The following is a 26,948-nucleotide window of genomic DNA, read 5'->3' on the forward strand; positions in this document are numbered from 1 at the left end:
ACGATGGCGACCGACGGCAGAGATTGTACACTGCTGCGGTGACTGATTTGCGTTGCCCGGCAGTGAGGAGATGCCGGGATGTGCATGCAATGATTCTCGTGGTGGCGCCCGATTCAGCCTTTCGATTGTCACTGCGATTCATGCTTGAATCGGAGGGGTACGACGTTGTCGTGCCGCGCAATCTGGAAGAGGTTGAACGGCTGCGCCGCACGGCTGCCTGCACGATTGTGGATCATGAAGTCCTTGCCGACATGAAGGTGCCGCTTGAACGGCTGCTTGGCGGGGCCGGGCCACTCGTTCTTCTGGCCGATACGCTGGATGAGATGCCGCAGGCCGGGCACATAAGAACCATAGAAAAACCGCTCCTTGGGAGCGCCGTCGTCAACGCGGTTCACGACCTTCTGGAGCAGGCCCGGCATCGCGATCTGAGAGGCGCTACGTAGAATCCCGTAGGGACAAAACCGAATTTCGCGCGTGCGGGCATTGCGGCAGTAATGGAGCATCCAAACGACGGAGGCACCCATGTTTGCACAGGCCGCAACCGCACACGCACCGACAGCTCCTTTCCGGGGGCATCAGCGTCTTGCCGAGGCGCGTCCGGCGCCTGCGTCGTTTTCTCCCGACCAGCCGCACCAGATTGCCTTCTTCGAGGCCAATGAAGAGGTCTATGCGCAGGGCGAGCGCGCCAATGCGCTCTATCAGGTCGAGTTCGGTGCGGTTCGCCTCTATCGCCTCCTGTCGGACGGTCGCCGTCAGATCAGCGCCTTCCATGTGGCGGGCGAAGTGTTCGGTTTCGAAGCCGACGGCCATCATCATTTCTTTGCTGAAGCCGTTGGCCCGGCCGGCATTCGCGTGTTCCGTCAGCCTGCCAATGAAGGCAACTGGCGTCAGACGCTGGACGCCGCTCTGGGTGCGCTCGTTCGTGCGCAGGAGCATCTTCTGGTGATCGGCCGGCAGAACGCCGCCGAACGCGTCGCTGCCTTCCTTCTCGACATGATGGAGCGCCAGGACAATGCCCGCGAGGTGCAGCTTCCCATGTCGCGCACCGATATTGGCGATTATCTGGGCCTGACCATCGAAACGGTTTCGCGCACTTTCTCGAAGTTCAAGAGCAAGGGCCTCGTCCGCCTGGCCAACACGCGCACGGTGGAAGTGGTCGACGAAGCCGCCCTCAGGGCCATGTGCGCCTGAAGCGGCGGGGCGAGAACCAGTGCGCGGATACAGTTCAAAGAAGCATTCAGTCTAGAAAGACTCTTTTCTGGTATTCGGTCTATCCAAACGGTATAGAGCGTTGTCCTGATTGCCTGTTCTGATTTCGGACGGGACAAGTCGGGGCGATCTATGGGCAGACGAATGGTAAAAGGGACGATCGACTTTGGCTTCGGTTTTCGGTGAGGCTGTCTCGGATATATGCGCTGGCCTGAAACGCTATTACGTTTGGGCGGCTTTGGCGCGCGAAGATCTGGATGATCAGCATCGTCGAACCACCCTTGGCCCGCTGTGGATGCTATTGAACTATCTCCTCCTTGCAGGGGCCTTCATCGTCGTCTTCGGTCGCGGTGAAGATGTTGGGCATCACGTGGCTTACGTTGCTATCGGGCTTTTTGTCTGGTTTTACTGCTCGGAGCTCATTTCGCGCTCCGTGACACTGTTCAAACGCGAAGAGAGCCTTATTCTCGGAACCCCATTACCGATAACTGTCTACGTAATGCGCTTGTGCATGCAGGCATTTATCCGTGCCTGCTACTCCGGGGCCGGGTGCCTTCTTCTGCTTCTTTTTTCTGATGTCTCTCCAAGCCTGATGGATATCGGTTATGCGGTCTTGGGAATTGCCTTGATCGCTGCAATTACACCAGCTGTTGTTATTGTATTGGCAATGGCTGGCGCCTGGTTCCCTGATCTGCAGTTTATTGTTTCAAATCTTCTCAGGCTCGGCCTCTTTTTAACACCAATTTTCTGGAGTTATGGAGGTGGCGATAGTCTGCGTGATTACATCTATATGTATAACCCGTTCACTTGGGTCCTGCATGTCGTGCGTGCGCCTATCATAGAAGGGGGCTTTCCCTTGGTCGCTTTTAACATCACCTTGATGATCGGTCTTTGCTGCTGGATTGTTGCTATGTGGCTGTTGGGAAGTCTTCGCAAGAAAGTCGTGTTTGTCTTGTAATGGTTTCTGTTGATGTAAAAGATCTCGGGCTGCGGTATCGCCTGCAGAAGAGGTTTTCACTTGCCCCTGGTCGTCAGCAGGCGAAGGCCACGGGCGGCGCGATCATGCGCGAGGGGGGCTCTGCCTATGTGCAGGCTCTGGATGGCATCAGTTTTTCGCTGAAGGCGGGGGATCGCCTGGGGCTTGTGGGTTCCAATGGTGCAGGCAAGACCACGCTTCTCAAGGTGCTCTACGGGATTTACGAGCCGACCTCCGGAACCGTTGACGTGGAGGGGCGTGTTGATGCGCTCTTCAATATCCGTCTGGGGTTTCGTGCAGGGGCAAGCGGACGGCGGAACATCGAACTTCGTTGTCTGATCAACGGGTGGACGCCGGAGCAGATCTCAGACAGGATTGATGAAATCGTCGAGTTTTCCGAGCTGGGGGATTTTATTGATCTTCCGCTAAAGTCCTACAGTCAGGGGATGGCCGCCCGCTTGGCTTTTGCGGTCGCCACTGCAACGGAACCCGAAGTCCTGCTGATGGATGAGTGGATCGGCGCTGGGGATCCTGAATTCCAGGAAAAGGCCAAGGCACGTATGCAGGAGATTACGGAAGAGGCGGGAATTATCGTGCTGGCCAGCCATAATAAGAACCTTATCCAGAAGAGCTGTAACAAGGTTTTGCATTTGGAAAAGGGGAAGCTGAGGAGCCTGCTTTCCGTTGAAGAGTGGGCGAACGGCAGCAAGTAAAAAAAAGGCGTTTTTGTTTTCTTCCGCTGATCGAAATTATCCCTCGATCAGCGGGTGCCCCGAGAGACTTTTCTTGAGTTTCTCTGCCTGTTCATAATTCCCCTCTTCATACAGTGCGCCTACGCGTTTTAGGAAAAGGGCTGGCGAAAAGAGATTGCTGACGATCGCCAGGTTTGGAGTTCCGGTTGTGCAATTGAACTCGGTCACAGGTGTTTTCCAGTCGCCGTAGTTCTCCGTTAGATACTGGTCGGCATTCTTCGGACCTTTCACGGCAACACCATCGAGTTCATAATCCACCAGCTCAAAATCGTGGTTGTCCCACCGATGTAAGATTGAGCCATGCCATCGCACGCCATCCTCCAGGTAGTGAACGAACAAGTCGATGTTTATCCCGCTCTTGTGGATCACCTTGATCATGGTGGGAAGGTTTTCGATCACATAGCGATCGCCCTGCCGGGCAATGCGTATCTGATTGTCGATCTTCCGTATCTCAAAAGCAGGACACTCCTGGAGTGCCGTTTTCATCTGCTGAAGGTCGAACTCTTCCGCATGCACCCCGATGTCGACGTCGTAATCGTGATCCAGCCATCCGCCCTCACGGATCAGTCCCAGGAAAGTTCCCGATATCACGTACCAGGGAGAACCGTTCTGAGCCGCAAGAGCAGCAAAATCCGATAGCGCGTGTCGCGCATCTGATTTGGAGAAAACGTTTTCGTTTTCGCCATGTTTGGGCTTCCCCTGTCTGGGCGCTGGTTTGATATCTTTCAGCAGCTCTTCGGCTTCCCTGAAACAACGCCGGTAGGTTTGCAGTGTCTGCTCAAACTTGGCTTGGTCGCCTTGCGTCAGGTGCAGGTGCGCTTCACGAGCCAGCGCATACAGCCTGTCCGTGGCGTCATCAAACGGGGAACGCTTGCCGCCTATTCGATCCAGATAGCGATGAAACGCCTGAAGTTCCGTCAACTCCATGCCGTCGGTAGGGTCAAAAAAACGGTCATTCAGAAGCGAAAGCCGAAACGGGCTTCGCCTTGTGATCCAGTGGAGCTGCCTCAGCCCCGTCTTGAAGTCATCGGCAGCAATTTTCGAGCGGACATGATTGGCAAGTGTGAAGGAGTTGCTGGACACCGCAGCGAGCGCCCAAGATGCTCCCGAGACTGTTCCTTTGACAGGGGCGGAGTGTCTTCTGTTCAAGAAGTTCAGAAGGCGGTAGCTTTTGGAAATGGGTCGCATTCAGGAGGCCGCACGTATTCCGGCCAGAAGTTCCGTCGTGGAGATGTCGGCTGTACGTGGCAGGTAGACGACCTCGCAAAGTTCTTTGAAGACGTCGAACTTTCCGGCCCAATCATCTCCCATCACCAGGATATCCGCTTTTTGTTCACGGATGTACTGGCCTTTCCATTCGAGACTTTCTTCTCGAAAGACGCCGTCAACGCAGCTCAGTCCAGCTATGATCGCGAGCCTGTCCTCTTCCCGGTAGATCGGGTAGCGGTTCTTTTTCTTGAAGTTCAACGCATCCGTTGAAACTCCGACGACCAGTTTATCTCCGAGATCGCGTGCACGCTTCAGAATATTGAGATGGCCTATGTGGAACACATCAAACGTTCCGAATGTGATCACGGTTCGCACGGCGTAGCTCCGTTTCAAAAAAGTGTCACAAAACTGTTACAAATCCAACTTACGAAAATCAACCTCCGCTCGATATAACGATTTACTGGGCTGCGAATTATCCCGTGACCCCGGCGGCGCGCTCTCAACGAGCGGTGGCGCGGGAGTCATTTTGAGATCCGATCCGAAACGGGCCGAAGAGCCTCTTGATCAAGCTCAAATCTCATGAACGCGGGGCGGGGTGTCGCAGACTTTTTGTGCCAGGTCGATCACGTGGCGGTGGTGGGTCAGGTAGATGGCCTGGCCGCGGCGGCCGATCTGTTCCATCACCCGGCACGCGGCGCTGGTGCGGTTTTCGTCGAACGTCTCGAAAATGTCGTCGCAGAAGAAGGGCAGGCGGGTGCCCTGCGCGATGAGCTGCTCGTGGGCGGCGGCGCGCAGCGCAAGATAAAGCTGGAAGCGTGTTCCCTTGGAAAGCTCAGCCACCCGCTTGGCCGTTCCCTCGCGATCGACCGCCAGAAGCGTTTCGTCATTGCCATCGGGCTGTGTCGTCAGGCGTTCATAAGCGCCCTGCGTCAGCGTTGAGAAGCAGCTTTCGGTGGCGGCCATCATGCCGCTGCGATGGGTGTCCCGGTAGCGGCGGATCGCCTCGTCGGCCAGCCGGTAGCCCAGCGAAAGCTCCAGATGATCGCGGGCAGCCTCTTCCAACTCCAATTCAAGCGTGGCCTTGCGCTCCGTCATGGCGGCAATGTCGGCGTCGCCGGTCACGCGAAGCAGCGCCTGCTCTGCCGTCACGCGCTTCTCGGTCGTTGCGGTCAACTGGCGTTCGGCCTCCGTCGCGTCAGCTTTCAGGCTTTCCGCCTCGGCTTCAAGGGCGGCAGCTGTGACGCCTTGCAGCATATCGCGGGCGCACTTCATGCTTTCCAGGCCCAGTTCGGAGAGAACCGTGCGTTCAAGCCTGGCCTTTTCCTGTCGCTCGGCGATGACTTGTTGGGCCTGTGTCGCGGTGCGGCGCAGGGCGTCGAGCGTGTCGACCGGCGCGTCTTCGGGGAAAATCCGCCCCATCACTTCGACCTCGCGGTCAATGTCTTTCAGCCGCTTCTCTTTCTCCGTCAGCCGGGTGCTGGCCCGGTCGAGATTTGCGCTCAGCTCCGCCGCGCGTGATTCCGCAGCGCGCGCCGCTTCGGAGCGTTCACGCAGCAGCGAGAATGTTGCAGCTGCGGTTTTGGCCACGGGAATATCGTGGGTGGCGGCGAGCGCCGTGACCCTGCTTTCGAAAAGCGCCTGATCGGCCTCCATGGTCGCGACGCGCTGCGCGGCGTCGGCGCGTTTTTCTTCGCCGTCGCGCAGAGCCCGCAGCGGATCGAGTGTCGCCAGAAGGCTCTCCTCATTCACTGCATTGCTTAAAAGATCGCGGACCAGATCGCGCCAGGCGGCTTTCGCCTGCGTGGCCTTTTCCTTTGCAGCTTCCTGCCTTTTCGTTCTGCGGCGCAGCTCTTCGTCAATCGTGCGGCGCGCCTCATGAGCCTGTGCTGCGGCGGCAATCGCCTCGCTTTCCGCCTCGGCCAGAGTGCGGGCTGTGGCAAGAGCGCTGTCCAGATCCGGGTTCTCGAGGTTCAGATGGGGGAGGAGCGCATCAAGCAGATGCGCCGCCCGCGCCAGCGTCGGGCGATGCGTTTCGCGCAGGCGCGCGGTTCTCACAGAGGCCTCTGCCGCCGCCTCGTGGCGTTTCACCCAGTCAAGCCACTGCGCCGGCGACAGCGGGCGCGGAAGGCCCACGGATGCGGCGGCATCGTTCACGGTGCTTTCAAGCGCGGCCTGTTTTTCGCGAAGCGCTGTCAGTCGCGCCTGTGCCTGACCGGCGCGCGCCTGCAACTCAGCACCGGCCTGTTCGATCTGGCGCAGCTGCCCGAGATCGCGCGCCTGCAGGACGCGCGACTGCATCGCCGCATCAAGCGCGTGAAGCGCATGTTCGAAGGTCTGTGCGGTCCCGTCGTTCAATTCCGCGCGGTGTTTTTGCCAAAGCCGGTCCCGCTCGGTCTTGAGGGTGTTTGCCTCGCCATCTGAAACAAGGCTTGTGTCGGAGGCGAGCTGGGCGGCCTGCGCGCGGCGGGCGGCCAAATCCTCACGATGCTGCGAAAGCGCTTCTTCGGCCTGGGCGATCTGCCGCGTAAGTTCCGCGTGGGCCTCGGCCCAGTCCTGCGCCTTCAGGGGGCTTGTCGGGCAGTCCGGCAGTGTCTCGAAACGGACAGCGCCGACCGTGAGGCCTTCGCGCGCAAGGCGCTCGTCAGCGGCCGCCGCATCAATCGCCTGCTCGGCCCGTGCGATAAGGGGAACAAGGCGCTCCACATCATGGCGGGCGAGTATCTCGCCGATCCCGCACGCGGCCGGGATCTTCGCTGCCGCCGCTTCATGTGCCGTTTCCGCCTGCTCGAAACGCGCCGCCAGATCCTCGATCTCCCGGGTTTCGGCCAAAAGCGTCTGCTCGGCGCTGCGCAATTCATCGCGCGCGCGTTCAAGGCTGGCAATCTGGGCGGGCGTCAGCACAAGGCTTCGCGGATCGGTGGTCTCGTCAGCGCCAAGGTCTCTGGCTGCGCGCAGCATGGCGCTCTCGGCTTCAAAGACATTTGCGCGCCGGCGTTCAAGATCAAGCCCCGCGGTCACGTCACGCGCGCGCAGATCATCCAGTGCGTCCAGCGTCTCGGAGAGGGCCGCCAGTTCCGGCGCGCGGCTCAGGCCATCGCGCGCCGCGCTCGCCTCTTCGATCTCCATGGTCAGGCGCTCGATGTCCGCCCGTGTCCGGCTTTCCTCGGCAAGCAGTGTGACCAGACTTTCCGGTTCGAAATCCAGCCTTTCGGGAAAGGATGTGAAGGGGGCGATGCGGGCTGCGAGCGCCTCGATTTCGGCCAGCATGGGCACGGCGCGGCGTCTGGCGGCAATCCGGGCTGCATTCTCAAGCAGCCCATCGCGCGCGGTTCTGGCTTCGCCTTCCGCCTTGCGCGCATCGGTCAGCTCTTTCTTGAGGCTGCGCCATGCGCTTGCTGAAACGTCGCGCTCGCGAATGTCCTTTTCAAGCTGCGCCAGCTCACGCTTGAGAATGGCGATGCGCGTCTTGCTGGCCCTTTTGCGCCAGATTTCGTCCGCTTCTTCACGCACCTTGTCCAGAACGGTGCTCAGATCCGCCACGCCGGCGGCTGCGGAGAAGAGAAGCCGCCCGATATCGCCGCGCGCCTGCGCGATTTCTTCGCCGCCGCGCTCGATGGTTTCGTCGTCAAGGCACAGAAGGTGGCGGTAATCCTCTTCGGAAAGACCGGCCAGAAGGGCCGATATGGCGGTCTCGGGCAGGGGCGCGCCTGCCTCATCCACCAGCGCGCCGCTGCGTGTGGGAAGGCGGGTGAACCAGCGCAGGTCGCCGTCGATTTCCAGTTGCCCGGACACCTGCAGATTGCTGCGCTGGTGTTTGAAGGCGTAGCCCTCGCGGTTCGGGAAGCCATAGAAGAGGCGCAGCGCCGCCTCCATCGTGGTCGTCTTGCCCGCCTCGTTGGGCCCGTAGATGATGTGGAAATCGGGTTTCTCTCCGGCTTCGCCGAAGTCGAACTGACGGCCCGTGAAATGGCCGAAACGGTCCATGGAGAGTTTGCGCAGACGCATCAGTTTTCAGCACCCTTCAGCCGCGCCAGAACACGCTCGCTTCCGGCTTCGGCAAGGCTTTGGGTGAGCCTTTCCGCTGCGGCCTCATCGGGCACGAGCCGCGCGCGAATGGCCGGCGGCAGATCCATCAGAACCTCATCGATTTCGGTCTGGGCCGCGCTCGCAAAGCCCTGTTCCGCCTGGATTGCGGTGATCGTTGCGGCCAGCTCGTCGGTGGCGCTAAGCGCGCCGTCGTGCTGTGCCGGCGCGTCGAGGCTGAAGTCCAGCTTCTCGATCCAGAGGCGGTCGGTCTCCCGCGCCAACTCGCTGATCTGCTCGCCCCAGTAATCGCGGTCGCGCAGGAAATGCCAGTGGCGTTCCGGCGCGCCCTGCAGGGTGAGGCGCAGAACGCCGGCATCTGCCGTCAGCTCACCGGCGGTCGTGCGCAGGTGATCGCGCAGGAGGGTGCGCAGCGCCTCGTCGCTCTGCGCCGCCGTGATGTCGAGCGCGGAATTGGTGAACTCCAGCGCCGATGTGGGGATTTCGTCGACGCGAATGCCACCGTCGTTGACGCTCAGAAGCGTCGCCGATTTCGGGCCTGCCTCTCCGATGTCACGCCCCTGCGGGATGCCGGGCATGACCACCCATGGCGCCTGCGAATGGACCTGTCTCTTGTGGACATGGCCGAGCGCCCAGTAATCGAAGCCCATCCCTGACAATTCACTGACAGTGCAGGGGGCGTAGGTGTCATGCCCCGCCGCCCCGGCAAGCGATGTGTGCAGCATGGCGATGTTCACCGCACCGGCCACGGGGGCCGAAAAGCGCGGCAGGAGGCTGTCGGGCGCGTGTCGATCTGCAAAGCTGACGCCGTGCACCCAGATATTCTCCGCAAGCTGCACCTTTCCGCCCCGTGCGTCGAAGACATGCACATGATCGGGCAGGTCGAGCGTACCGGTTATGGGGTTTTCGGCATCGTGGTTGCCCTTGATGTAGAAGACCCGGGCACCCGCCGCGCGCAGGCGATCGAGCTGTCCGGTGAGGAAGGCGGCGGTGCGCGCACTGCGCTCCTTGCCATCGAAGAGATCGCCCGAGATCAGCAGCGCCGAAACCTCTTCCGAGAGCGCGGTGTCGATGATCCGCGAAAAGGCGGCGCGGCTGGCGGTTTCCACCTTTTCACGCAGCGTCACATCGCGCAGGGCGAGCGATTTGAGCGGGGAGTCGAGGTGAATGTCGGCGGTGTGCAGAATTTTGATCAATGCGTTTCCTCTGGACACGAACATGTCACCGGCAATCGCCAATCTCAAGCATGTCCCGGCGTCGGTCGTTCAGGTTTTCGGGGAAAACGACGTTCTGTGGCTCAACCCTTTGGTTGCGAAGGGAGATGCGGCGCTGAAGCAGCGTCCCTCGTATAGGTGAAAGCTCATATAAAAATCATATTGTGAGAATTGTAATTCAAAAAGGGTCAAAAAACTTTGACAGGTATCGCATGGTGATGTTACGAAAATTGCGCCATCGCCAAGATGTGTTTTTTGGGAGGAATTCATGAAACTGCTTAAAGCCGCCGCTCTTTCCGTTTCGGTTGCCGCACTCAGCGCGGGCGCCGTGTCCGCCGCAGAGATCAAGTTCAGCTACCCCGTCGCCCAGGACAGCACGATGGGGCAGACCGTCACGAAGTTTGCAGAGCTTGTGGAGGAGAAGACCGGCGGGGCCGTCACGGTGCGCCAGTTCCCGCAGGCGCAGATCGGTAACGAGATCCAGTCGATCTCCTCGGCGCAGGGCGGCATCGTCGAAATGGCGGTGACCACGACTGCAGGCCTGGCCGCCATGGTGCCGGAATTCAACGTCTTCCAGCTTCCCTTCATGTTCGGTAGCTACGAGCAGCTGGACAAGGTTTCCCGCAGCCCGGTGTCGCAGAAAATTCTGGACAAGATGGAGCCGAACAACCTCGTCGGTCTGTGCTTCTGGGATTACGGCTTCCGCAACATCACCAACAACAAGCGTCCCGTGACCAGCCTCGACGATGTGCAGGGGCTGCGCATCCGCACGATCCAGAACAAGGTCTATATCGACGCGCTTTCAGCCATGGGCATGAACCCGACGCCGCTGCCTTTCCCGGAGACGTTTACGGCTCTGGAGACCGGCGCGATCGACGGCAATGAGATCGCCAACGATGTCACCCGCTCGACATCTTTCTATGAGGTTCAGGACTACCTGACCGAGACCCAGCACTTCACCACCATCTCGGTTGTCTATGCCAGCAAGAAGTTCTGGGATGGACTGGATGCGTCCCAGCAGGATGCGGTCCGCGCCGCCTGTGCGGAGAGCTCCGACTACAATCGTGAGATCATCAACGCCTCGAGCGGCGAAACGCTCGAATTCCTGAAGGAGAAGGGCATGCAGATCGACACGATCTCGGCCGAGAACCTTCAGGCCTTCCGCGATGCCGTCAAGCCGGTGGTCGAGGAAGTGAGCGCACAGCTCGATCAGGAGATCGTGACGGAGTTCATGGCCGAGATCGAAGCTTCGAAGAGCGCCAACTGAGATTGGCTGTCCTGCCGCGTGGCTCGGCCGCGCGGCAGGATGGGCAGCCTTGTGCTGCGTTTCTCGTGCGTGGGAGAAGTCATTGCTTTTGAAAGACAAGATTGCGCTGGTCACGGGCGCTGGCAACCCTGAAGGCATCGGGTTTTCCGTTGCGCAGACCTTTGTGGCCGAGGGTGCATCCGTCGTGGTCGTGGACCGTGACGAGCGAGCCGTCGACCAGGCCGTAAAGGCGCTCGGCGAACGGGCTGTCGGTGTTGCGGCAGACCTGCGTGACGAGGCAGCCTGCCGGCGAGTTTTCGATGTGACGCGCGAGCGTTTCGGCCGCCTCGATGTTCTGGTGAACAATGCCGGGATCACCCAGCCGCGCAAATTCACCGAAATCACCGCTGCCGATTACGACGCCATCATGGACATCAATCTGCGCGGCACGGTGATGATGACCCAGGGCGCGCTGGGAATGATGGAAAGCGGCGCATCGATCATCTGCATCGCATCCATTGCCGGCCAGCGTGGCGGTGGCCTGATGGGCGGCGCTCACTATGCCGCCTCCAAGGGAGCCGTGCTGTCGCTTGTGAAGTCGGTCGCGCGCGAAATCTCTCCGGACGGCATTCGTATCAATGCGGTGAACCCCGGCGTCATCATGTCGAGCATGACGCGTGATTTCTATGATGATGTGCAGACGGCGCGGGTTCTGCCGCAGATCCCGATCGGTCGCTTTGGAGCGCCGCAGGATGTGGCGAACACCTGCCTTTTCCTCGCATCCGACCTGTCGTCCTACATGACCGGCTCTGCCGTCGATGTGAATGGCGGCATGCACATGAACTGAGGCGGCGATTGCCGTCTCACCGACTTCAACATCAATCCAACAGGAGATTGTGATGAGTGGACCCGTTGTCCCCGTCGTTACCCGCGCCAATGAGCTGAGCGACAAGACCGGCCAGTCCGGCGATTGCGTTCGCCGCTCGGGGGTCAGCCCGCAGCACACGCCGGCAACGAAGATCTGGTTTGGCCAGGTTTCCAACGAACCGGGCTTTCGCTCGCCGCCGCACCATCATGGCGAAGCAGAGACGGGCGGCTACGTTCTCTCCGGCCACGGCCGCATCTATTTCGGCGAAGGCTACCGCGACTATGTGGACATGATGCCCGGCGACTTCGTGTTCGTGCCGCCGCACATGCCGCATGTGGAAGTGAACATGAGCACGACCGAGGAGCTGGTCTGGCTGACCTGCCGGACGCCGGACAATATCGTGGTCAACCTGCCAGACGTTCCCGACAGCGATCTGGAAGGCTATCGTCGTCCCGCATAAGCGACCAAGCGCAGCGCCCCCGGAAAGAGGGGCGCGCGTGACATTCATGATCCTGGAGGGGGAGGACCAATGTCCAAGGTGATCGAAGCCTATTTCAGACTGCTGAAAATACTGATTGTGGTTTGCCTTGCGGGCATGGTTCTGCTGGTTTTCGGCAATGTGGTGCTGCGCTACGCCTTCAACTCGGGCATTACGGAGTCCGAGGAGTTCTCGCGCTGGCTCTTCGTCTGGATGGTGTTTCTGGGGGCGATTGTCGTTCTCCGGGAAAATGGCCATCTGGGGCTGGAATTCGTGGTCAACAGCCTGCCGCGCCCGCTCCGCAGGATCTGCCTCGGCCTTGCCCATGTGCTGATGATCTTTGCCACATGGCTGATCATCTCCGGCAGCTACACGCAGTTTCTTCTCAACATGCACACCTATGCGCCGGCGACCGGATTGCCGATCTCGTTCCTCGTGGGCGTCGGGCTGATCTTTGGCGTGTCGACCGGCGCCATTCTGGTCTGGCGGCTCTATCTGATCGTTGTCGGCAGGCTCGACCGCGTCGTGACCTTCGATGAAGAGCTGCAGGCTCTCCAGCAGAGCGGGGTGAAGTGAGATGACGCTTGGTGTCTTTCTCGTCAGCCTGCTCGGCAGCATGGCGATCGGCATGCCCATCGCCTATGCGCTGATCATGACCGGTATCGCGCTGATGTGGTATCTGGGTTTCTTCGACGCCCAGGTGATCGCGCAGAACCTTTTGAACGGCGCGGACAGCTTTCCGCTCATGGCGGTTCCCTTCTTCATGCTCGCCGGCGAAGTGATGAATGCGGGCGGCCTGTCGCGCCGGATCGTCAATCTCTCGGTTGCAGCCGTTGGCCATGTGCGCGGCGGGCTTGGTTATGTGGCAATCCTCGCGGCCCTGATCCTTGCAAGTCTCTCTGGTTCGGCTGCGGCCGACGCCGCAGCGCTTGCGGCCATCCTCGTGCCGATGATGGTGAAGGCGGGGCACGATCAGGGGCGCTCGGCGGGGCTTATCGCATCGGCGGGCATTTCCGCCCTCGTCATTCCGCCGTCCATTGGCTTCATTCTGATCGGCGTGGTGGGCAATATCTCGATCACGCGCATCTTCATCGCCGGCATCGTGCCCGGCCTCGTCATGGCGCTTGCGCTGACGGCGACCTGGTTCCTGGTGTCGCGGCGTGAAGAGACGGTGACGCGTGAGCGCGTGCCATTCTCGGTTGTCATGAAAGAAGCGTGGTCGGGCATCTGGGCGCTGATGCTGCCCGTGATCATTCTCGTCGGCCTGCGTTTTGGCGTCTTCACGCCGACCGAGGCCGGTGTGATCGCCGCCGTCTACGCGCTGTTTGTCTCAATGGTGATCTATCGGGAACTGAGCGTCGCCCAACTCTTCGACGTGTTTCTTGGCGCGGCCAAGACCACTTCCATGGTCATGTTCCTCGTGGCTGCCGCTCTGGTTTCCAGCTGGATGATCACGATTGCCGGCCTGACCGCGCAGATTTCGGCGCTGGTTGCGCCCTTTGCCGACAATCCCATTCTTCTGATGGCGGCAGTGGTGGGGCTGGTCGTGGTGATTGGCTGTGCAATGGACATGGTGCCGATCATCCTGATCCTCGTCCCGGTCCTGATGCCAACCATCAAGGCGGCAGGGATCGATCCGGTCTATTTTGCAGTGATCTTCATGGTTGCGGCGGCGGTTGGCCTGCTCACGCCGCCGGTCGGCAGCGTGCTCAACGTCGTGGCCGGCGTGGCCCGGATACCGCTCGCACGGGTCATTCAGGGCGTGGGACCGTTTATCCTGGCGCAGATTGCCGTGCTTGTTCTGCTTATCCTGTTCCCCGATATCGTTATGGTACCGGCGAACTTCATTTCTGGAAATTAGGGACACGTCATGGCTCCGTTGGAAGACGAAACCGAAGGCAAGATGAACAGCCTCGACAAGATGCTGTCCGTTCTGAACGGGTTCAACGAAGACAATCTGATGATCGATGTCGCCCAGGCGGCGGAACTGTCGGGTTCGTCCCGTGCAAGCGCCTATCGGTATCTGCAGGCGCTGACGCGGTCGGGCCTGCTGACGCCCGCGAGCGGCGGCAGCTATGTGATCGGTTCGCGCGTGATCGAGCTGGAAATGCTGAAGCGGGAGAACGATCCGCTCCTGCGCGCGGCACGTTATCTGATTCGCTACTATGCCGATTGCATGGGCATGAACATCATGCTGTGCAGCTATTATGGCGACAAGGTGCTCTGCGCGGACAATGCATGGCCCGACCACAGCATCCCGGAGATCTACAAGCCCGGCCGTTCCATGCCGATTTTCAAGGGTGCTATGGCGAAGGTCATTCTGGCCAATCTCTCGCCTTCGCAGCTGAAGAGCATCCATTCGTGGAACGCCGAGCGCATTCGCGAGAGTGGTCTTGGCGAAACGCTGGAAGCGTTCCTCGCGCGCATGGCGGAAATCCGCAGTGCAGGCGTGACGATCACCCAGGGCGAGGTGGTCGACGGTCTCGTCGGAATAGCCGCGCCGATCCGCGACGGTGAGGAGCGCGTTCTGGGAAGCGTCGTCTTCGTCCTGGCCATCGAACACTTCAACAGTCTCGAGCGTGATGCGCTGGCACAGGAGATCCGCCACATCGCGTCTGAAATCGAGCACGGCATTCTGCGCGCCAGCAAATTTGCCGCCACCGCACCCATCGCGGCAGCGCGTCCGCGCCGCGTTCCCGTTTATCGGGGCTGAGTTCGTCGATCAGCGTGATCGCCGACGAAATGCCCGATCCATCCAAGCCCGACCCGTTCAAGGAGGAGAAACACAGATGAAGTTGCTGCGCTATGGGCCGAAAGGGCAGGAAAAGCCCGGTCTGGTCGATGCGGAGGGTCAGATCCGTGACCTGTCGCAACATGTTCCCGACATTGCCGGCGATGCTCTTTCTCCCGCAGGGCTCGCGGCGATTGCTGCGCTGGATATCGCTTCCCTTCCGCCTGTTGAAGGCTCGCCACGGATTGGCCCCTGCGTCGGTCGGGTCGGCAAGTTTCTCTGCATCGGACTGAACTTCGCCGACCACGCGCGCGAGACGGGCAAGGAGCCTCCGAGCGAACCCGTTGTCTTTGCCAAGGCCGTCTCCGCGATCTGCGGACCCAATGACGATGTCGAAATTCCGCGTGGCTCGGACCGCACCGACTGGGAAGTCGAGATGGGCGTGGTGATCGGCTCGCGGGCGAAATACATCTCCGAAGCCGAGGCGATGGATCATGTCGCCGGTTTCTGTCTCATCAATGACCTGTCCGAGCGCCGTTTCCAGTCGGAGCGAGGCGGGCAGTGGACGAAGGGCAAGAGCCACGACACGTTTGGCCCGATTGGCCCCTGGCTTGTGACGCGGGACGAGATTGCCGATGTGCAGAATCTCGATATGTGGCTGGATGTCGATGACGAGCGACGGCAGACCGGCAACACCAGCACGATGATTTTCGGTGTGGCGGAACTCGTCAGCTATCTCTCCCAGTTCATGACGCTGGAGCCGGGCGATGTCATCTCGTCGGGCACGCCGCCCGGCGTCGGCCTTGGCATGAAGCCGCCAACCTTCCTGAGGGAAGGGCAGGTCGTGCGGCTTGGCATTTCCGGTCTCGGTGAGCAGCGTCAGACGATGGTGCAGGCGTGAGCACGGCTGCCGAATGGCGGGCGCAGATGACGGATCTCTCCGGCAAGGCGGCAATCGTCACCGGGGGCGCGCGCGGTCAGGGGGAGGCGGAAGCGCGCCTTCTGGCCGAGTGCGGCGCGCAGGTCATGATCTGCGATGTGCTTGTGGATGAAGGAACGGCGCTGGCGGCAGAGCTCGGCGAGCGCGCGTGCTTTCGTCAGCTGGACGTGACCGATGCGGAAGCCTGGGGAAATACGGTCGCGGCGATGCGCGACTGGGCTGGCAGGCTCGATATCCTCGTCAACAATGCGGGGATCATCAATCGCACGCTGATCGCGTCGACGGAGCCCGAAGCCTGGCGCAGGCTTCTCGATGTGAACCTGACGGGCGCGTTTCTCGGCATCCGCGCCGCAGCTCCCCTGATGGTAGAGAGCGGCGGCGGCAGCATCATCAACATCTCCTCCAATTCCGCATTCTCCGGCCATGCGGATCCGGCCTACACGGCCAGCAAATGGGGGCTTCGCGGCTTGACACGGTCGGCGGCGAACGAGTTTTCCGCAGATGGCATTCGCGTGAATGCGGTCTGCCCCGGCCTGATCGTGACGGGACTGAACCGCGAGTCACCGCATCTGCGCCCGATGATCGACCTGACCCCTGCCGGGCGCTCCGGTGAGGCGGAGGAGGTTGCGCAGCTCGTGCTCTATCTCGCCTCGGACGCCTCGCGGTTCGTGACAGGCGAGGATTTCCTGATCGATGGCGGCTTCGTCGCCGGCGCGGCCTATCGGCGGGTCGGCGTTGATACGGGGATACTTCGGGGGTAGGGCGCGGGAGCGGCCGTGTTCGTGATCAGACAGCGCCATCTGTCTCGATCTTCAACAGCTCCCCGCAATGCTTGCAGTGGATCGCATCCGGTTCGTGACGGTTGAGGCCGCATTCCGGACAGGTGTACTTGATCCTTGATGGCTGGAAGATTGCGCGTGCCAATTGCACAAAGAGCGCCACGCCCACGACCATGATGAAGACGGACAACAGCTTTCCGCCTGTGGTCGTCATGGTGATGTCGCCAAAGCCGGTCGTGGTCAATGTCGCAACCGTGAAATAGAGTGCATCGACATAGCCCGTAATGCCGGCTTGATCATCGAAGGCCAGCACGAAGACGAGCGATGTTGTCACGAAAATGAAGACGAACAGGTTCACCGCAGCGAGGATTGCGTCCTCGTGGCGCCGAAAGAACAGGCTCTCGCGCCGAAGATCACGCAAGAGGTGGTAGGCGTGAATCAATCGCAGGCCCCGCAGGACGCGCAGGAAGGCGAGGTTGGCGGCGAGAAGCGGCGCCAGCAGCAGGGATGACACCACGACCAGATCCGCCAGCGTGTAGACGCGCATTATCTCCTTGCGCCGGTTTTCCGAAATCCATAGCCGGGCGGCGAGGTCAAGAAGGATCAGCACGCCAAGAGTGACGTTCAGTACGGCGAGAGCCGGCGTTGCTGGCAGAGATTCTGCGACGATGAAATAGATGATTGTCAGCAGATCGAAAACGATCAGCCCATAGCGAAATCGCTGCGCGCGCTGGCTTCGACCGGCATAGAGCAGCCTGATTGATCGGTGCAGTTGTTCCATGTCTGCTACATGCCACAGGTCTGCACCTGAAACCACACGCGGTTCCACCATGCTGCCTTGCATATGGCATCCCGGTTTTGTGCTCCGATGAATGCCCGGTTTTCAGGAAAGAGAGGAACCCGGCAAGTGAACGAAAAGAGGGCGCGCACTGCCGTTTCCCGGCTCGTGCTCAGCTGCGCCTGTCTCGTGAGGCAATGCACGCTGCATTCCGTGGTTTGGGCGGAGGAAATCGTCTCGATCTCTCAAGTCGCCGAAACGCTGCGCCAATCAGAGCGCGTATCTAATGTCTGAAAATTTCAGAGAGAGATTTGGCTGGGGAACCTGGATTCGAACCAGGACTAACGGAGTCAGAGTCCGTGGGTCTACCGTTAACCTATTCCCCAGCGGGCGGCGGTGGCCGCTTTCGACACGCTATTTAACAAGCTGAATTTCATAGTCAAGGGCACATGCGTATTCAATTTCGCGATTGCGCAATTTTCTTCGTAATCATCGAACAGTGCGTTTCAGGCAAACACCGCTATTGGTGAAATCGACGCCGGCTGATACGTTGGCGGCAACTAAACGAAATAAGCTGCCTGACGCGCCCCCGAGGCTTGCGCGGCGGCGAAGGAATAGCGGTGGAAAACCACGACCACGGCGATGTTTCGCCGGTTGAGAGGGTCGTCCGGGATGCCGCGTCGGATGGGGGATCAACCCTCGGCTTCGACGATCGGTCGGCCGGCCCCTCTGCATGCAGGGATGGTGCGTCTGCATCATCCGGCAGCGCGGATGTGCGCGATGGCGATGAGCCCGTGCGCAAGCGGAAGCGCAGAAAACGGCGGAAACGCCGGGCTTTCGTGCGTGATGCGCAGGAAGGTGCTGCCGCACAGGAAGCGCCCCAAAGCGAACCCAAAAAGGCAAAACGCCCGCAACAGGCCCGTCGACGCGAATCATCGCAGGAAAGCCAGCGCGCCTCCTATGCGGCGCTCGATCTGGGCACGAACAATTGCCGGCTTCTCGTGGCGACGCCCACGCGGCCGGGATATTTTCGTGTCGTCGACGCCTTTTCGCGAATCGTTCGCCTGGGCGAGGGGCTTTCGATCGAAGGCCGCCTGAGCGACGCTGCGATGGATCGCGCGGTCTCGGCGCTCAGCGTCTGCGCCGACAAGCTCGGCAATCGCCGGCCCAAGCGCATGCGGCTGATCGCGACGGAAGCCTGTCGCTCGGCGCAGAATGGCGCGGCCTTCATTGAGCGCGTGAAGAAGGAAACCGGGCTCAGGCTCGAAATCATCGACCGGCAGACCGAGGCCCGCCTGGCGGTGGCCGGTTGCAGCACGCTGGTCGAGCGCGGCACGGAAGGCGTGGTCCTGTTCGACATTGGCGGAGGCTCGTCGGAAATCGCGCTGGTGGACATTTCGCGCCACCGCACGCCACGGCTCGCCGATCACATCGTCGCCTGGACATCGCTGCCGGTGGGCGTGGTGTCGCTTGCCGAACGCTTTGGCGGACACCATGTGACGCCCGAGAGCTTTGCTGCGATGGTCGATGCGGTGAGCGAGATGCTCGACCGGTTCGATGATGGCGGGCGGCTGGCGCAGGTCGCTGCCGGCGGGCGCTTCCACCTGATCGGCACGTCCGGAACGGTGACGACGCTGGCGGGCGTTCATCTGGGGCTGGCGCGCTATGACCGCCGTCAGGTCGACGGTCTTTGGATGGAGCGGGACAATGTGGACCGCATGATCGACACGCTGCTTTCGTGGGATTTCGAGCAGCGCAAGGCCAATCCCTGCATCGGTGCGGACCGGGCGGATCTGGTGCTTGGCGGCTGCGCGATCCTTGAGGCGATACGCCGCCGCTGGCCATCGGAACGGTTGAGAGTGGCCGACCGGGGCCTGCGCGAAGGCATGTTGAGTGAAATGATGGCGGCCGATGGCGCTTGGCGTCGCCGGCGGCGGACGGGACGGAGTGCATGACCAAGAAACCGGCAGGCAAGAGCGGTGGCGCACGCGCGCTCAAGACGCGTATCAAGAAGACCAAGCTCAAGAATTCGTCGCGCCGCTGGCTCGAACGCCATCTGAACGATCCCTATGTGCACAAGGCGCAGGCCGAGGGCATGCGTTCGCGCGCGGCTTACAAGCTGACCGAGATCGATGACCGCCACAAGCTCCTGTTTCCGGGCGCGCGGGTCATCGACCTGGGGGCGGCTCCCGGTGGCTGGTGTCAGGTGGCGGCCGAGCGCGTCAACTCGACGCCGGAGAACCCGCTGGTGGTCGGCATCGATTATCTGGGCATGGATGCGGTGCCGGGCGCCATCGTTCTGGAAATGGACTTTCTGGATGATGATGCGCCGGAGCGCCTGATGGAGACGCTTGGCGCAGAGCCGGATCTGGTGATCTCCGACATGGCCGCGCCGACAACCGGGCACCGTCAGACAGATCATCTGCGCACCATGCATCTGTGCGAGACGGCGGCGGATTTCGCCCTGTCAGTGCTCAAGCCCGGCGGCCACTTCCTGTGCAAGGCCTTTCAGGGCGGTGCGGAAACCGGCCTGCTCGATCAGCTGAAGCGCAACTTCAAGTCGGTTCATCATGTGAAGCCGCAGGCCTCGCGGGCGGAATCGGTGGAGCTTTATCTGCTCGCCAAGGGCTTCAAGGGCCGCAAGAAGGAAGAACCCGAAGACGAAGCGTAAGGCGCAAAACGCCTTACTCTGCTGCGGGAGCCGGCGTCGCGGATGCGGCGCTCCTGCGGCGTTTGTGGCCCGACACCCTGCTGCCCGTCTCTGGCGGGAGGCTGAGGAACGGAATTGCCGCCAGTGCTGAAAGACCAGCCACGATCAGGAAGGCGTTGAAGAACGCATCGATGCCCAGAGCGGTGCCGGTGACAAGCGCGGTTGCCTCAAGAATGCCGCCGCCCACGGCCACGCCCATTGCAATGCTCACCTGCTGGAAAGCCGCAGAAAGCGTGGCGGCCTGACTGGCCTCCCGGTCGCCGAGCTCTGAGAATGTGAGCGCGTTGGACGACGTGAAGAAGAGCGAGCGCAGAAGGCCTGAAAACACCAGAACCGTGATGATGGTCCAGTGCGATGTCTGCGGCGTGAAGAAGGCGTTGACGCCGATGCTGGCCGCACCCAGCAGGGATGCGGTGACCAAAACGACGCGGAAGCCGCCAAGGCGCAGCGCCGTGCTGGCGATGAACTTCATGGCAATGGCCCCGAAGGCCGAAGCGAAGGTCAAAAGGCCGGACTGGAAGGGCGTGAGCCCGAACACGACCTGGAACATCAGCGGCAGCAGGAACGGCACTGCGCCGACGCCGATGCGAAACAGCGAGCCGCCGATGATCGACGAGCGGAAGGCGCGGTTGGCGAACAGGCCGAGATTGAGAACCGGATGCGAGGTGCGCCGTGCATGACGCACGTAAAGCACGGCTGCAAGCGCGCCGATGAGCACGGTGCAGACACCCACGATCGGCGGCAGGGCGGGCAGGCTGATGACCGAAAGGCCGAACACCAGACCGGAGGCGGCGATGCTTGAGAGCATGAAGCCGATCGTGTCCAGCCGGCCGGTCTCCTGTTTGGGAAACTCCGGCAGCACGCGGCCCGAGACATAGATGCCCAGAAGGCCGATGGGCACATTGATCAGAAAGATCCAGTGCCAGGAAAAATAGGTGGTGATGAAGCCGCCCAGCGGCGGGCCGGCCACGGGGCCGATCAGCGCGGGGGCGGCGAGCCACGCCATGGCGCTGACGAGCTTTTCGCGCGGCACGGCGCGCACCAGCACCAGCCGTGCGACGGGCGTCATCATTGCGCCGCCCATGCCCTGCAGGAAGCGCGCCATAACGAACGAAGCCAGCGAATTGGAAAAGGCGCAGGCGATGGAGCCGATCACGAACACGCCAATGGCGATGCGGAAGACCCGCTTTGCGCCGTAGCGGTCGGCCATGAAGCCGCTGATGGGAATGAAAATCGCCAGCGAGACGAGATAGCTGGTCAGCGCGAGTTTCAGCGTGACCGGGCTGGTGTCGAGGTCGGCAGCGATGGCCGGCAGCGAGGTGGCGATGACGGTGGAATCCATCTGCTCCATGAAGAGCGCGACGGCGAGTATGAGCGGCAGTGTGCGGTTCAAGGCTTTATGTTCCTGTGCCGGTCTGTCGCGGGAAGGGGCCGCGGAGAGGGGGAATTGTGGGCAGACCGGATCAGCGTTGGAGGCTTTAGCACGGCGCGTGCGGCCTGTCCTGTGGCAGTGGCGGAGCTGTGTTGGTGCTGTCATGTCATGTGGACAACAATTGTTACGCTTACAAAGCACCACCTTTTCAAGTCGGCGCTGACGTGGTACCAGCCAGCGCCAATCCTGAAAGGGAATCACACAGACGAGGCCTTGCTTTTGAGTGGCGAGGTCGCGTGTCCTCTTATTCCAAAGGGTCGGCCATGGCTAAAATCATCGAGACTGCAACCGGCGCCGAGGCGCTTACTTTCGACGACGTGCTCCTGCAGCCCGGCCACTCGGAAGTGATGCCCGGCCAGACGGACGTGCGCACGCGCATTGCCGGCGACATCGATCTCAACATTCCGATCCTTTCCGCCGCCATGGACACGGTGACGGAAGCGCGCCTCGCCATCGCCATGGCGCAGGCCGGCGGCATCGGCGTCATTCACCGCAACCTCTCGCCCATCGAGCAGGCCGAGGAAGTGCGCCAGGTCAAGAAGTTCGAGTCGGGCATGGTGGTGAACCCCATCACAATCGGCCCTGACGCAACGCTGGCCGAGGCGCAGGCGCTGATGCGCGCCCATGGAATTTCGGGCATTCCGGTTGTCGAGAATGGCGGCGCTGGCGGTCACACAACGGGTCGTCTTGCCGGTATCCTGACAAACCGCGACGTGCGTTTCGCTTCCGATCCCGAGCAGCGTGTGCGCGAGCTGATGACGCATCAGGATCTCGTCACCGTGCAGGAAGGCGTGGCTCAGGACGAGGCCAAGCGCCTTCTCCACCAGCACCGCATCGAAAAACTTCTCGTGGTTGATGACGCGTCCAACTGCGTCGGCCTCATCACCGTCAAGGACATCGAGAAGTCGCAGCTCAACCCCCATGCTTCCAAGGATGCGCAGGGCCGCCTTCGCGCCGCCGCCGCAACCAGTGTCGGCGAGGATGGTTTCGAGCGCGCCGAGCGCCTGATCGATGCCGGCGTCGACCTTCTGGTGATCGACACCGCCCACGGCCACTCCCAGCGCGTGCTCGACGCAGTGGCGCGGGCCAAGAAGCTCTCCAGCAATGTGCGCATCATTGCCGGTAACGTCGCAACCGCCGAAGGCACACAGGCGCTCATCGACGCCGGTGCGGATGGCGTGAAGATCGGCATCGGGCCGGGCTCCATCTGCACCACGCGCATCGTTGCCGGTGTGGGCGTGCCGCAGCTCTCGGCCATCATGTCGGCGGTGGAAGTGGCGGACAAGGCGGGCGTTTCGCTGATCGCCGATGGCGGCATCAAGTTCTCCGGCGATCTCGCCAAGGCGCTTGCCGCCGGTGCATCGGCGGCAATGGTTGGTTCGCTGCTCGCCGGCACGGATGAAAGCCCGGGCGAGGTTTATCTGCACCAGGGCCGTTCCTACAAGGCATATCGCGGCATGGGTTCGGTTGGCGCGATGGCGCGCGGGTCGGCGGATCGTTACTTCCAGGCGGAAGTGCGTGATACGCTGAAGCTCGTGCCTGAGGGTATTGAAGGCCAGGTGCCCTACAAGGGACCGGCTGGCGGTGTTCTGCACCAGCTCACCGGTGGCCTGAAGGCGGCCATGGGTTATGTCGGCGCGGCCAATCTGGAAGAGTTCCGCCGCAAGGCGACCTTTGTGCGCATCTCCGGTGCGGGCCTGCGTGAAAGCCACGCGCATGACGTCACGATCACCCGTGAAAGCCCGAATTATCCGGGCGGCGTGTGAGCGCTTCAGGCATCTACGCGTTTGGAAAAGGGCCGCTCAGGCCCTTTTTTATTGCGTCAGGCGCGCTCCAGGTATCCTGTTCTTCCCAGAATGCCGGCGAGGATCGCCCCGGTAAGCGGTGCGGCGATGAACAGCCAGAGCTGGTTCATCTCGCGCGCGCCGGCAAACAGGGCGGGGCCGATTGAGCGCGCGGGATTGATGGACGTGCCCGTCACCGGGATGAGGCACAGGTGAAGGACCGCGAGCGTCAGTCCGATCACCATGCCGGAAAGCGCGGTGCGGTGTTTCTTCGCGGTTACCCCCAGAATGACCGTCACGAAAATGAAGGTGCCGAGCGCTTCAAGCGCGAAGGCGGTGGGTGTGGGGTAAAGTCCGGCGGATTCCCAGCCGTTTGCGGCGCGTGAAACGGGAGCGACCGCGTTGTTGCCCTGCGCAATGCCCCAGAGGGCTGCTGCGGCGAGCGTTCCGCCGACAATCTGCGCCAGAATGTAGGGAAGCACGTCGCGGGCCGGCATGCGCCCCGAAAGAAAAACGCCGGCGGTGACTGCCGGGTTCATATGCGCGCCGGAAACGGGGCCAATGGCATAGGCCATGGCAATGACGGCAACGCCGAATGACAGGGCGATGCCGATGCCGCCCAGCGGCAGAAGATTGCCGAATCCCCCGGCGATGATGCTCGCACAGCCCAGAAAGACGAGGCAGAACGTGCCGAAACACTCGGCGGCATAAGCTTTCATGATTCGATCCTTGCAATGTGGGCAACCTTGCAAAGGCTCTGGATTTAGGAGCTGATGGGGAAATCAGGATTCACAGTTCACACAGGGGGAAGACCATGTCCCAGACCGCCATTTTCTGGCCGATGATCGCGCAGGTGGCGCTGGTCTATGCGGTTTATCTGCTGATCGGCATGCGGCGGAAGAAGGCGGTGGAAAGCGGCAGCGCCACGGTCTCGCAGTTTCGCGAAAACCGCGATGAGCCGGCGGAAAGCCTCTATGTGCGCAACAATCTGGCCAATCAGTTCGAGCTGCCGGTGCTCTTTTATGCGGTCTGCCTGGCGCTTTTCGTGACCGGGGGCGCCGGCGTGGCGGCGGTCTCGCTGGCCTGGGTCTTCGTTCTGTCGCGCTGTGGTCATGCTTATGTGCATGTTACGTCGAACAGGATACGCCACCGCCAGCCGCTGTTTGTGCTGGGGTTTTTCGCGCTTGGCGCAATGTGGCTTCTGCTCGCCCTGCGGCTGGCGATCTGAGGTTCAGCCGCGCGCGAGAAGCGCCGTGTGAGCCTGCAGGATCGCCTCGTGCAGGGCCGCGAAATCGGCCTTGCGCGGATTGGACTTTCGCCCGGCCAGGCATATGCTGCGGGAAGGGCCGGGGGCGAGAAACGGCAGCACGCTGACGGAGGGCAGGAGCTTTGCCGAAGCGCGCGCCATTTGCGGTATGAGGGTCACGCCCATCCCATGCGACACCATGTGCAAAAGCGTCGTCAGGCTGGTTGCGCCAAAGGTCTCCATGGTGACCGGTTTCACCTTGCCGCAGATTTCCAGCGCCTGTCCGCGCATGCAGTGCCCGTCTTCCAGAAGCATCAGCCGTTCGAGCGCCATGCTCTCCTGCGCCACGGGCGGGGCAAGGCGTTCGGCGTCTTCGCTCGGCACGGCGAGATAGAAGGGGTCGTCAAAAAGCGCTTCGGGCAGCAACCGGTTGTCATTGATGGGCCGCGCCGCGATCATGGCATCGAGCCTGCCGGTCGCCGTGTCCTCGGCCAGCGTCTCGGTAACCGCCTCGCGCACCTCCAGCCGCAGTTTGGGAAACCGCTGTTTGAGAAGCGGCAGAAGCTCGGGCAGCAGGTAAGGCGCAATCGTAGGGATGACACCAAGGCGGAAACGGCCTTCAAGCGCCTGGCGCTCGCGCCGGGCCTCGCCCTCCAGCTCCCGGATCTCGGAGAGAATGCGCACCACGCGCGGAAGCAGCGTATGAGCCTCGGCGGTCAGGCGCACGGCCCCGCTGCCGCGTTCGAACAGCTTGAAACCGAGCTGCGCCTCCATTTCAGAAATCTGCGCCGAAAGGGCAGGCTGGGTCACGCCGCAGCTCGTGGCCGCGCGTCCGAAATGAAGCGTTTCGGCCAGTCGCTCGAAATACTGCATCTGTCTGATGGTGAGGCGTATCATAACTTCAGATTATCGCATCGAATATGAAAGACAATTGGAATTTATGAGGCGGCGTGACTACCTTCAATTTGTTCCAAGCCATGCCGCAGTCCAACCGGCAACCGGTCAGGCACCGGAGAGCAAGCAAGGGAGTATCTTTCATGGCAGACAAACCCACGATGACCACGTCCGCTGGCGCCCCCGTCAGCGACAACCAGAATTCCGTGACTGCGGGTGAGCGCGGACCGGTTCTCCTTCAGGACTACCAGCTCATCGAAAAGCTTGCGCACCAGAACCGCGAACGCATTCCCGAGCGCGTGGTGCACGCCAAGGGCTGGGGCGCGCATGGCGTGCTGAAGATCACCGGCGACATTTCGAAATACACCATCGCCAAGGCGCTGCAGCCGGGCGCTGAAACGCCGATGCTGGCGCGCTTCTCCACCGTTGCGGGCGAGGCGGGCGCAGCCGACGCCGAGCGCGACGTGCGCGGCTTTGCACTCAAATTCTACACCGAGGACGGCAACTGGGATCTGGTGGGCAACAACACGCCCGTCTTTTTCGTCCGCGATGCGCTGAAATTCCCGGACTTCATTCACACGCAGAAGCGTCACCCGCGCACCAATCTGCGGTCGCCCACGGCGATGTGGGATTTCTGGTCGCTGTCGCCGGAAAGCCTGCATCAGGTGACCATCCTCATGTCCGACCGCGGCCTGCCGGTCGCGCCGATGTACATGAACGGCTACGGCTCACACACCTATTCGCTGTGGAACGACAAGGGTGAGCGCTTCTGGGTGAAATTCCACTTCAAGACCATGCAGGGCCACAAGCATTACACCAATGCCGAGGCTGAAGAGGTGGTCGGGAAGACCCGCGAAAGCTATCAGGAAGCTCTGTTCGGCACGATTGAGCGCGGCGAATTCCCCAAGTGGAAGGTGCAGGTGCAGATCATGCCCGAGGCCGATGCGGAGAAGACCGAGTACAATCCGTTCGATCTCACCAAGGTATGGCCGCACGCGGACTATCCGCCCATCGACATCGGTGTGATGGAGCTGAACCGCAACCCGGACAACTACTTCACCGAGATCGAGAACGCGGCGTTCTCGCCCTCCAACATCGTGCCGGGTATCAGCTACTCGCCGGACAAGATGCTGCAGGCGCGCATCTTCTCCTACGCCGATGCGCACCGTTACCGGCTGGGCACGCATTATGAGACGATCCCGGTAAACCAGCCGAAATGCCCGGTTCACCACTATCACCGTGATGGCGAGATGAACACGTTCGGCGGCATCAAGACCGGCAATCCGGATGCATTCTATGAGCCCAATTCCTTTGGCGGTCCGGTGGAAAGCCCGGCTGCGAAGGAGCCGCCGCTCAGGATCTCGGGCGATGCGGATCGCTATAACCACCGCATCGGCAATGATGATTACGGCCAGCCGCGCGCGCTCTTCAACCTCTTCGACGAGGGCGAGAAAAACCGGCTGTTCTCCAACATCGCCGCCGCCATGGGCGGGGTGCCAGGCGAAATCATCGAGCGCCAGCTCGCGCATTTCGACAAGGTGCATCCCGATTACGGGAACGGCGTGCGCAAGGCGCTGAAGGAAGCGCACGGCTATGAGGCCAATGCGGTTCCGGTGACCGGCAAGACACCGCAGCACGCTGCGGAATAGAAAACCGGC

At 61.5% G+C, this 26,948-nt stretch carries 25 protein-coding genes and 1 tRNA gene; 17 read left to right on the forward strand and 9 right to left on the reverse strand.

Translation table 11 applies throughout. The annotated features are described in order from the left end of the window. Positions 1 to 140: 140 nt before the first annotated feature. The 4 genes from JYP46_RS02605 (at position 141) to JYP46_RS02620 (ending at position 2,898) form a co-directional block, all read left to right on the forward strand. Entirely contained in the window at positions 141 to 443 is a 303-nt protein-coding gene (locus tag JYP46_RS02605; protein ID WP_222473822.1) for a hypothetical protein, read from the forward strand. A 79-nt stretch (positions 444 to 522) separates the two neighbouring features. Continuing rightward, positions 523 to 1,191, forward strand: coding sequence for a helix-turn-helix domain-containing protein (locus JYP46_RS02610; protein WP_113154379.1), 669 nt, complete (start codon positions 523 to 525; stop codon positions 1,189 to 1,191). Positions 1,192 to 1,375: 184 nt separating this feature from the next. Then, positions 1,376 to 2,167: an ABC transporter permease gene (locus JYP46_RS02615; RefSeq protein WP_222473823.1), complete on the forward strand. Its 792-nt coding sequence runs from the start codon at positions 1,376 to 1,378 to the stop codon at positions 2,165 to 2,167. Further along, positions 2,167 to 2,898, forward strand: coding sequence for an ABC transporter ATP-binding protein (locus JYP46_RS02620; RefSeq protein WP_206547183.1), 732 nt, complete (start codon positions 2,167 to 2,169; stop codon positions 2,896 to 2,898). The genes JYP46_RS02615 and JYP46_RS02620 overlap by 1 nt, the downstream gene beginning before the upstream one ends. Before the next feature lie 36 nt (positions 2,899 to 2,934). Here JYP46_RS02620 and JYP46_RS02625 read toward each other — a convergent pair whose 3' ends face one another. The 4 genes from JYP46_RS02625 to JYP46_RS02640 form a co-directional block, all read right to left on the reverse strand. Next, a complete protein-coding gene (locus JYP46_RS02625) occupies positions 2,935 to 4,020 on the reverse strand; it encodes a LicD family protein (RefSeq protein WP_206547184.1) in 1,086 nt (361 codons plus the stop codon). 105 nt (positions 4,021 to 4,125) lie between these two features. Next, positions 4,126 to 4,521 (reverse strand): FAD synthase family protein, encoded by a 396-nt coding sequence (locus JYP46_RS02630; RefSeq protein WP_206547185.1) that lies wholly within the window; start codon positions 4,519 to 4,521, stop codon positions 4,126 to 4,128. Between the two features lie 195 nt (positions 4,522 to 4,716). Next, positions 4,717 to 8,151 (reverse strand): YhaN family protein, encoded by a 3,435-nt coding sequence (locus tag JYP46_RS02635; RefSeq protein WP_206547186.1) that lies wholly within the window; start codon positions 8,149 to 8,151, stop codon positions 4,717 to 4,719. Continuing rightward, a complete protein-coding gene (locus tag JYP46_RS02640; protein ID WP_206547187.1) occupies positions 8,151 to 9,386 on the reverse strand; it encodes a metallophosphoesterase family protein in 1,236 nt (411 codons plus the stop codon). Before JYP46_RS02640 ends, JYP46_RS02635 begins: the two co-directional genes overlap by 1 nt. Before the next feature lie 286 nt (positions 9,387 to 9,672). On the opposite strand from JYP46_RS02640, the gene dctP reads away from it, so the two are divergent. From dctP to JYP46_RS02680, 8 genes are all read left to right on the forward strand, one after another. Then, positions 9,673 to 10,671 carry a TRAP transporter substrate-binding protein DctP gene (gene dctP / locus JYP46_RS02645; RefSeq protein WP_206544762.1) on the forward strand — a complete coding sequence of 333 codons (999 nt, stop codon included), beginning with the start codon at positions 9,673 to 9,675 and terminating at the stop codon, positions 10,669 to 10,671. A gap of 88 nt (positions 10,672 to 10,759) precedes the next feature. Next, positions 10,760 to 11,497 (forward strand): SDR family NAD(P)-dependent oxidoreductase, encoded by a 738-nt coding sequence (locus tag JYP46_RS02650; RefSeq protein WP_206547188.1) that lies wholly within the window; start codon positions 10,760 to 10,762, stop codon positions 11,495 to 11,497. Positions 11,498 to 11,549: 52 nt separating this feature from the next. Next, positions 11,550 to 11,978: a cupin domain-containing protein gene (locus JYP46_RS02655; RefSeq protein ID WP_113154384.1), complete on the forward strand. Its 429-nt coding sequence runs from the start codon at positions 11,550 to 11,552 to the stop codon at positions 11,976 to 11,978. Positions 11,979 to 12,047: 69 nt separating this feature from the next. Further along, positions 12,048 to 12,572, forward strand: a complete 525-nt coding sequence (locus tag JYP46_RS02660; RefSeq protein ID WP_206544764.1) for a TRAP transporter small permease — start codon at positions 12,048 to 12,050, stop codon at positions 12,570 to 12,572. A gap of 1 nt (position 12,573) precedes the next feature. Next, the gene (locus JYP46_RS02665; RefSeq protein ID WP_206547189.1) at positions 12,574 to 13,857 is read left to right on the forward strand and encodes a TRAP transporter large permease; all 1,284 of its coding nucleotides are present in this window, start codon (positions 12,574 to 12,576) and stop codon (positions 13,855 to 13,857) included. 9 nt (positions 13,858 to 13,866) lie between these two features. Continuing rightward, positions 13,867 to 14,709: an IclR family transcriptional regulator gene (locus JYP46_RS02670; RefSeq protein ID WP_206547190.1), complete on the forward strand. Its 843-nt coding sequence runs from the start codon at positions 13,867 to 13,869 to the stop codon at positions 14,707 to 14,709. 76 nt (positions 14,710 to 14,785) lie between these two features. Continuing rightward, positions 14,786 to 15,628, forward strand: a complete 843-nt coding sequence (locus JYP46_RS02675) for a fumarylacetoacetate hydrolase family protein (RefSeq protein WP_206547191.1) — start codon at positions 14,786 to 14,788, stop codon at positions 15,626 to 15,628. Next, a complete protein-coding gene (locus JYP46_RS02680; protein WP_297558332.1) occupies positions 15,625 to 16,428 on the forward strand; it encodes an SDR family NAD(P)-dependent oxidoreductase in 804 nt (267 codons plus the stop codon). Before JYP46_RS02675 ends, JYP46_RS02680 begins: the two co-directional genes overlap by 4 nt. Before the next feature lie 25 nt (positions 16,429 to 16,453). Here JYP46_RS02680 and JYP46_RS02685 read toward each other — a convergent pair whose 3' ends face one another. Continuing rightward, entirely contained in the window at positions 16,454 to 17,290 is an 837-nt protein-coding gene (locus JYP46_RS02685) for an ion channel (protein WP_244974825.1), read from the reverse strand. Between the two features lie 246 nt (positions 17,291 to 17,536). Further along, positions 17,537 to 17,610 (reverse strand) — tRNA-Gln (locus JYP46_RS02690). A 234-nt stretch (positions 17,611 to 17,844) separates the two neighbouring features. Here JYP46_RS02690 and JYP46_RS02695 point away from each other — a divergent pair. Together JYP46_RS02695 and JYP46_RS02700 are read left to right on the forward strand one after the other, a co-directional pair. Further along, the gene (locus JYP46_RS02695; RefSeq protein ID WP_206547192.1) at positions 17,845 to 19,179 is read left to right on the forward strand and encodes a Ppx/GppA phosphatase family protein; all 1,335 of its coding nucleotides are present in this window, start codon (positions 17,845 to 17,847) and stop codon (positions 19,177 to 19,179) included. Beyond that, positions 19,176 to 19,895, forward strand: coding sequence for an RlmE family RNA methyltransferase (locus JYP46_RS02700; RefSeq protein ID WP_113154432.1), 720 nt, complete (start codon positions 19,176 to 19,178; stop codon positions 19,893 to 19,895). The genes JYP46_RS02695 and JYP46_RS02700 overlap by 4 nt, the downstream gene beginning before the upstream one ends. 13 nt (positions 19,896 to 19,908) lie before the next feature. Here the strand turns inward: JYP46_RS02700 and JYP46_RS02705 are convergent, their stop codons facing one another. Beyond that, positions 19,909 to 21,327, reverse strand: coding sequence for a DHA2 family efflux MFS transporter permease subunit (locus JYP46_RS02705; protein ID WP_206547193.1), 1,419 nt, complete (start codon positions 21,325 to 21,327; stop codon positions 19,909 to 19,911). A 302-nt stretch (positions 21,328 to 21,629) separates the two neighbouring features. On the opposite strand from JYP46_RS02705, the gene guaB reads away from it, so the two are divergent. Then, complete coding sequence (guaB, locus tag JYP46_RS02710) at positions 21,630 to 23,132, forward strand: IMP dehydrogenase (RefSeq protein WP_206547194.1); 1,503 nt, start codon at positions 21,630 to 21,632, stop codon at positions 23,130 to 23,132. Positions 23,133 to 23,188: 56 nt separating this feature from the next. Here guaB and JYP46_RS02715 read toward each other — a convergent pair whose 3' ends face one another. After that, complete coding sequence (locus tag JYP46_RS02715; RefSeq protein WP_206545781.1) at positions 23,189 to 23,869, reverse strand: MIP/aquaporin family protein; 681 nt, start codon at positions 23,867 to 23,869, stop codon at positions 23,189 to 23,191. 95 nt (positions 23,870 to 23,964) lie between these two features. Between JYP46_RS02715 and JYP46_RS02720 the strand changes: the two genes are divergently transcribed. Then, complete coding sequence (locus JYP46_RS02720) at positions 23,965 to 24,378, forward strand: MAPEG family protein (protein ID WP_113154436.1); 414 nt, start codon at positions 23,965 to 23,967, stop codon at positions 24,376 to 24,378. Between the two features lie 3 nt (positions 24,379 to 24,381). Here the strand turns inward: JYP46_RS02720 and JYP46_RS02725 are convergent, their stop codons facing one another. Continuing rightward, complete coding sequence (locus tag JYP46_RS02725) at positions 24,382 to 25,293, reverse strand: hydrogen peroxide-inducible genes activator (RefSeq protein WP_113154437.1); 912 nt, start codon at positions 25,291 to 25,293, stop codon at positions 24,382 to 24,384. Between the two features lie 140 nt (positions 25,294 to 25,433). Here JYP46_RS02725 and katA point away from each other — a divergent pair, with 140 nt between their 5' ends. Beyond that, positions 25,434 to 26,939, forward strand: a complete 1,506-nt coding sequence (katA, locus tag JYP46_RS02730) for a catalase KatA (RefSeq protein WP_206547195.1) — start codon at positions 25,434 to 25,436, stop codon at positions 26,937 to 26,939. Positions 26,940 to 26,948: the final 9 nt, after the last annotated feature.

Source organism: Nitratireductor aquimarinus, assembly GCF_017255295.1.
Classification (GTDB): domain Bacteria; phylum Pseudomonadota; class Alphaproteobacteria; order Rhizobiales; family Rhizobiaceae; genus Nitratireductor; species Nitratireductor aquimarinus.

Bases quoted from the DNA above. Each gene is read 5' to 3' on its own strand.
- JYP46_RS02685 (WP_244974825.1), bottom strand. From the start codon at position 17,290: ATGCAAGGCAGCATGGTGGAACCGCGTGTGGTTTCAGGTGCAGACCTG.
- dctP (WP_206544762.1), top strand. From the start codon at position 9,673: ATGAAACTGCTTAAAGCCGCCGCTCTTTCCGTTTCGGTTGCCGCACTC.
- guaB (WP_206547194.1), top strand. From the start codon at position 21,630: ATGGCTAAAATCATCGAGACTGCAACCGGCGCCGAGGCGCTTACTTTC.
- JYP46_RS02620 (WP_206547183.1), top strand. From the start codon at position 2,167: ATGGTTTCTGTTGATGTAAAAGATCTCGGGCTGCGGTATCGCCTGCAG.
- JYP46_RS02700 (WP_113154432.1), top strand. From the start codon at position 19,176: ATGACCAAGAAACCGGCAGGCAAGAGCGGTGGCGCACGCGCGCTCAAG.
- JYP46_RS02715 (WP_206545781.1), bottom strand. From the start codon at position 23,869: ATGAAAGCTTATGCCGCCGAGTGTTTCGGCACGTTCTGCCTCGTCTTT.
- JYP46_RS02610 (WP_113154379.1), top strand. From the start codon at position 523: ATGTTTGCACAGGCCGCAACCGCACACGCACCGACAGCTCCTTTCCGG.
- JYP46_RS02725 (WP_113154437.1), bottom strand. From the start codon at position 25,293: ATGATACGCCTCACCATCAGACAGATGCAGTATTTCGAGCGACTGGCC.
- JYP46_RS02660 (WP_206544764.1), top strand. From the start codon at position 12,048: ATGTCCAAGGTGATCGAAGCCTATTTCAGACTGCTGAAAATACTGATT.
- JYP46_RS02675 (WP_206547191.1), top strand. From the start codon at position 14,786: ATGAAGTTGCTGCGCTATGGGCCGAAAGGGCAGGAAAAGCCCGGTCTG.
- JYP46_RS02720 (WP_113154436.1), top strand. From the start codon at position 23,965: ATGTCCCAGACCGCCATTTTCTGGCCGATGATCGCGCAGGTGGCGCTG.
- JYP46_RS02665 (WP_206547189.1), top strand. From the start codon at position 12,574: ATGACGCTTGGTGTCTTTCTCGTCAGCCTGCTCGGCAGCATGGCGATC.
- JYP46_RS02655 (WP_113154384.1), top strand. From the start codon at position 11,550: ATGAGTGGACCCGTTGTCCCCGTCGTTACCCGCGCCAATGAGCTGAGC.
- JYP46_RS02635 (WP_206547186.1), bottom strand. From the start codon at position 8,151: ATGCGTCTGCGCAAACTCTCCATGGACCGTTTCGGCCATTTCACGGGC.
- JYP46_RS02605 (WP_222473822.1), top strand. From the start codon at position 141: ATGCTTGAATCGGAGGGGTACGACGTTGTCGTGCCGCGCAATCTGGAA.
- JYP46_RS02670 (WP_206547190.1), top strand. From the start codon at position 13,867: ATGGCTCCGTTGGAAGACGAAACCGAAGGCAAGATGAACAGCCTCGAC.
- katA (WP_206547195.1), top strand. From the start codon at position 25,434: ATGGCAGACAAACCCACGATGACCACGTCCGCTGGCGCCCCCGTCAGC.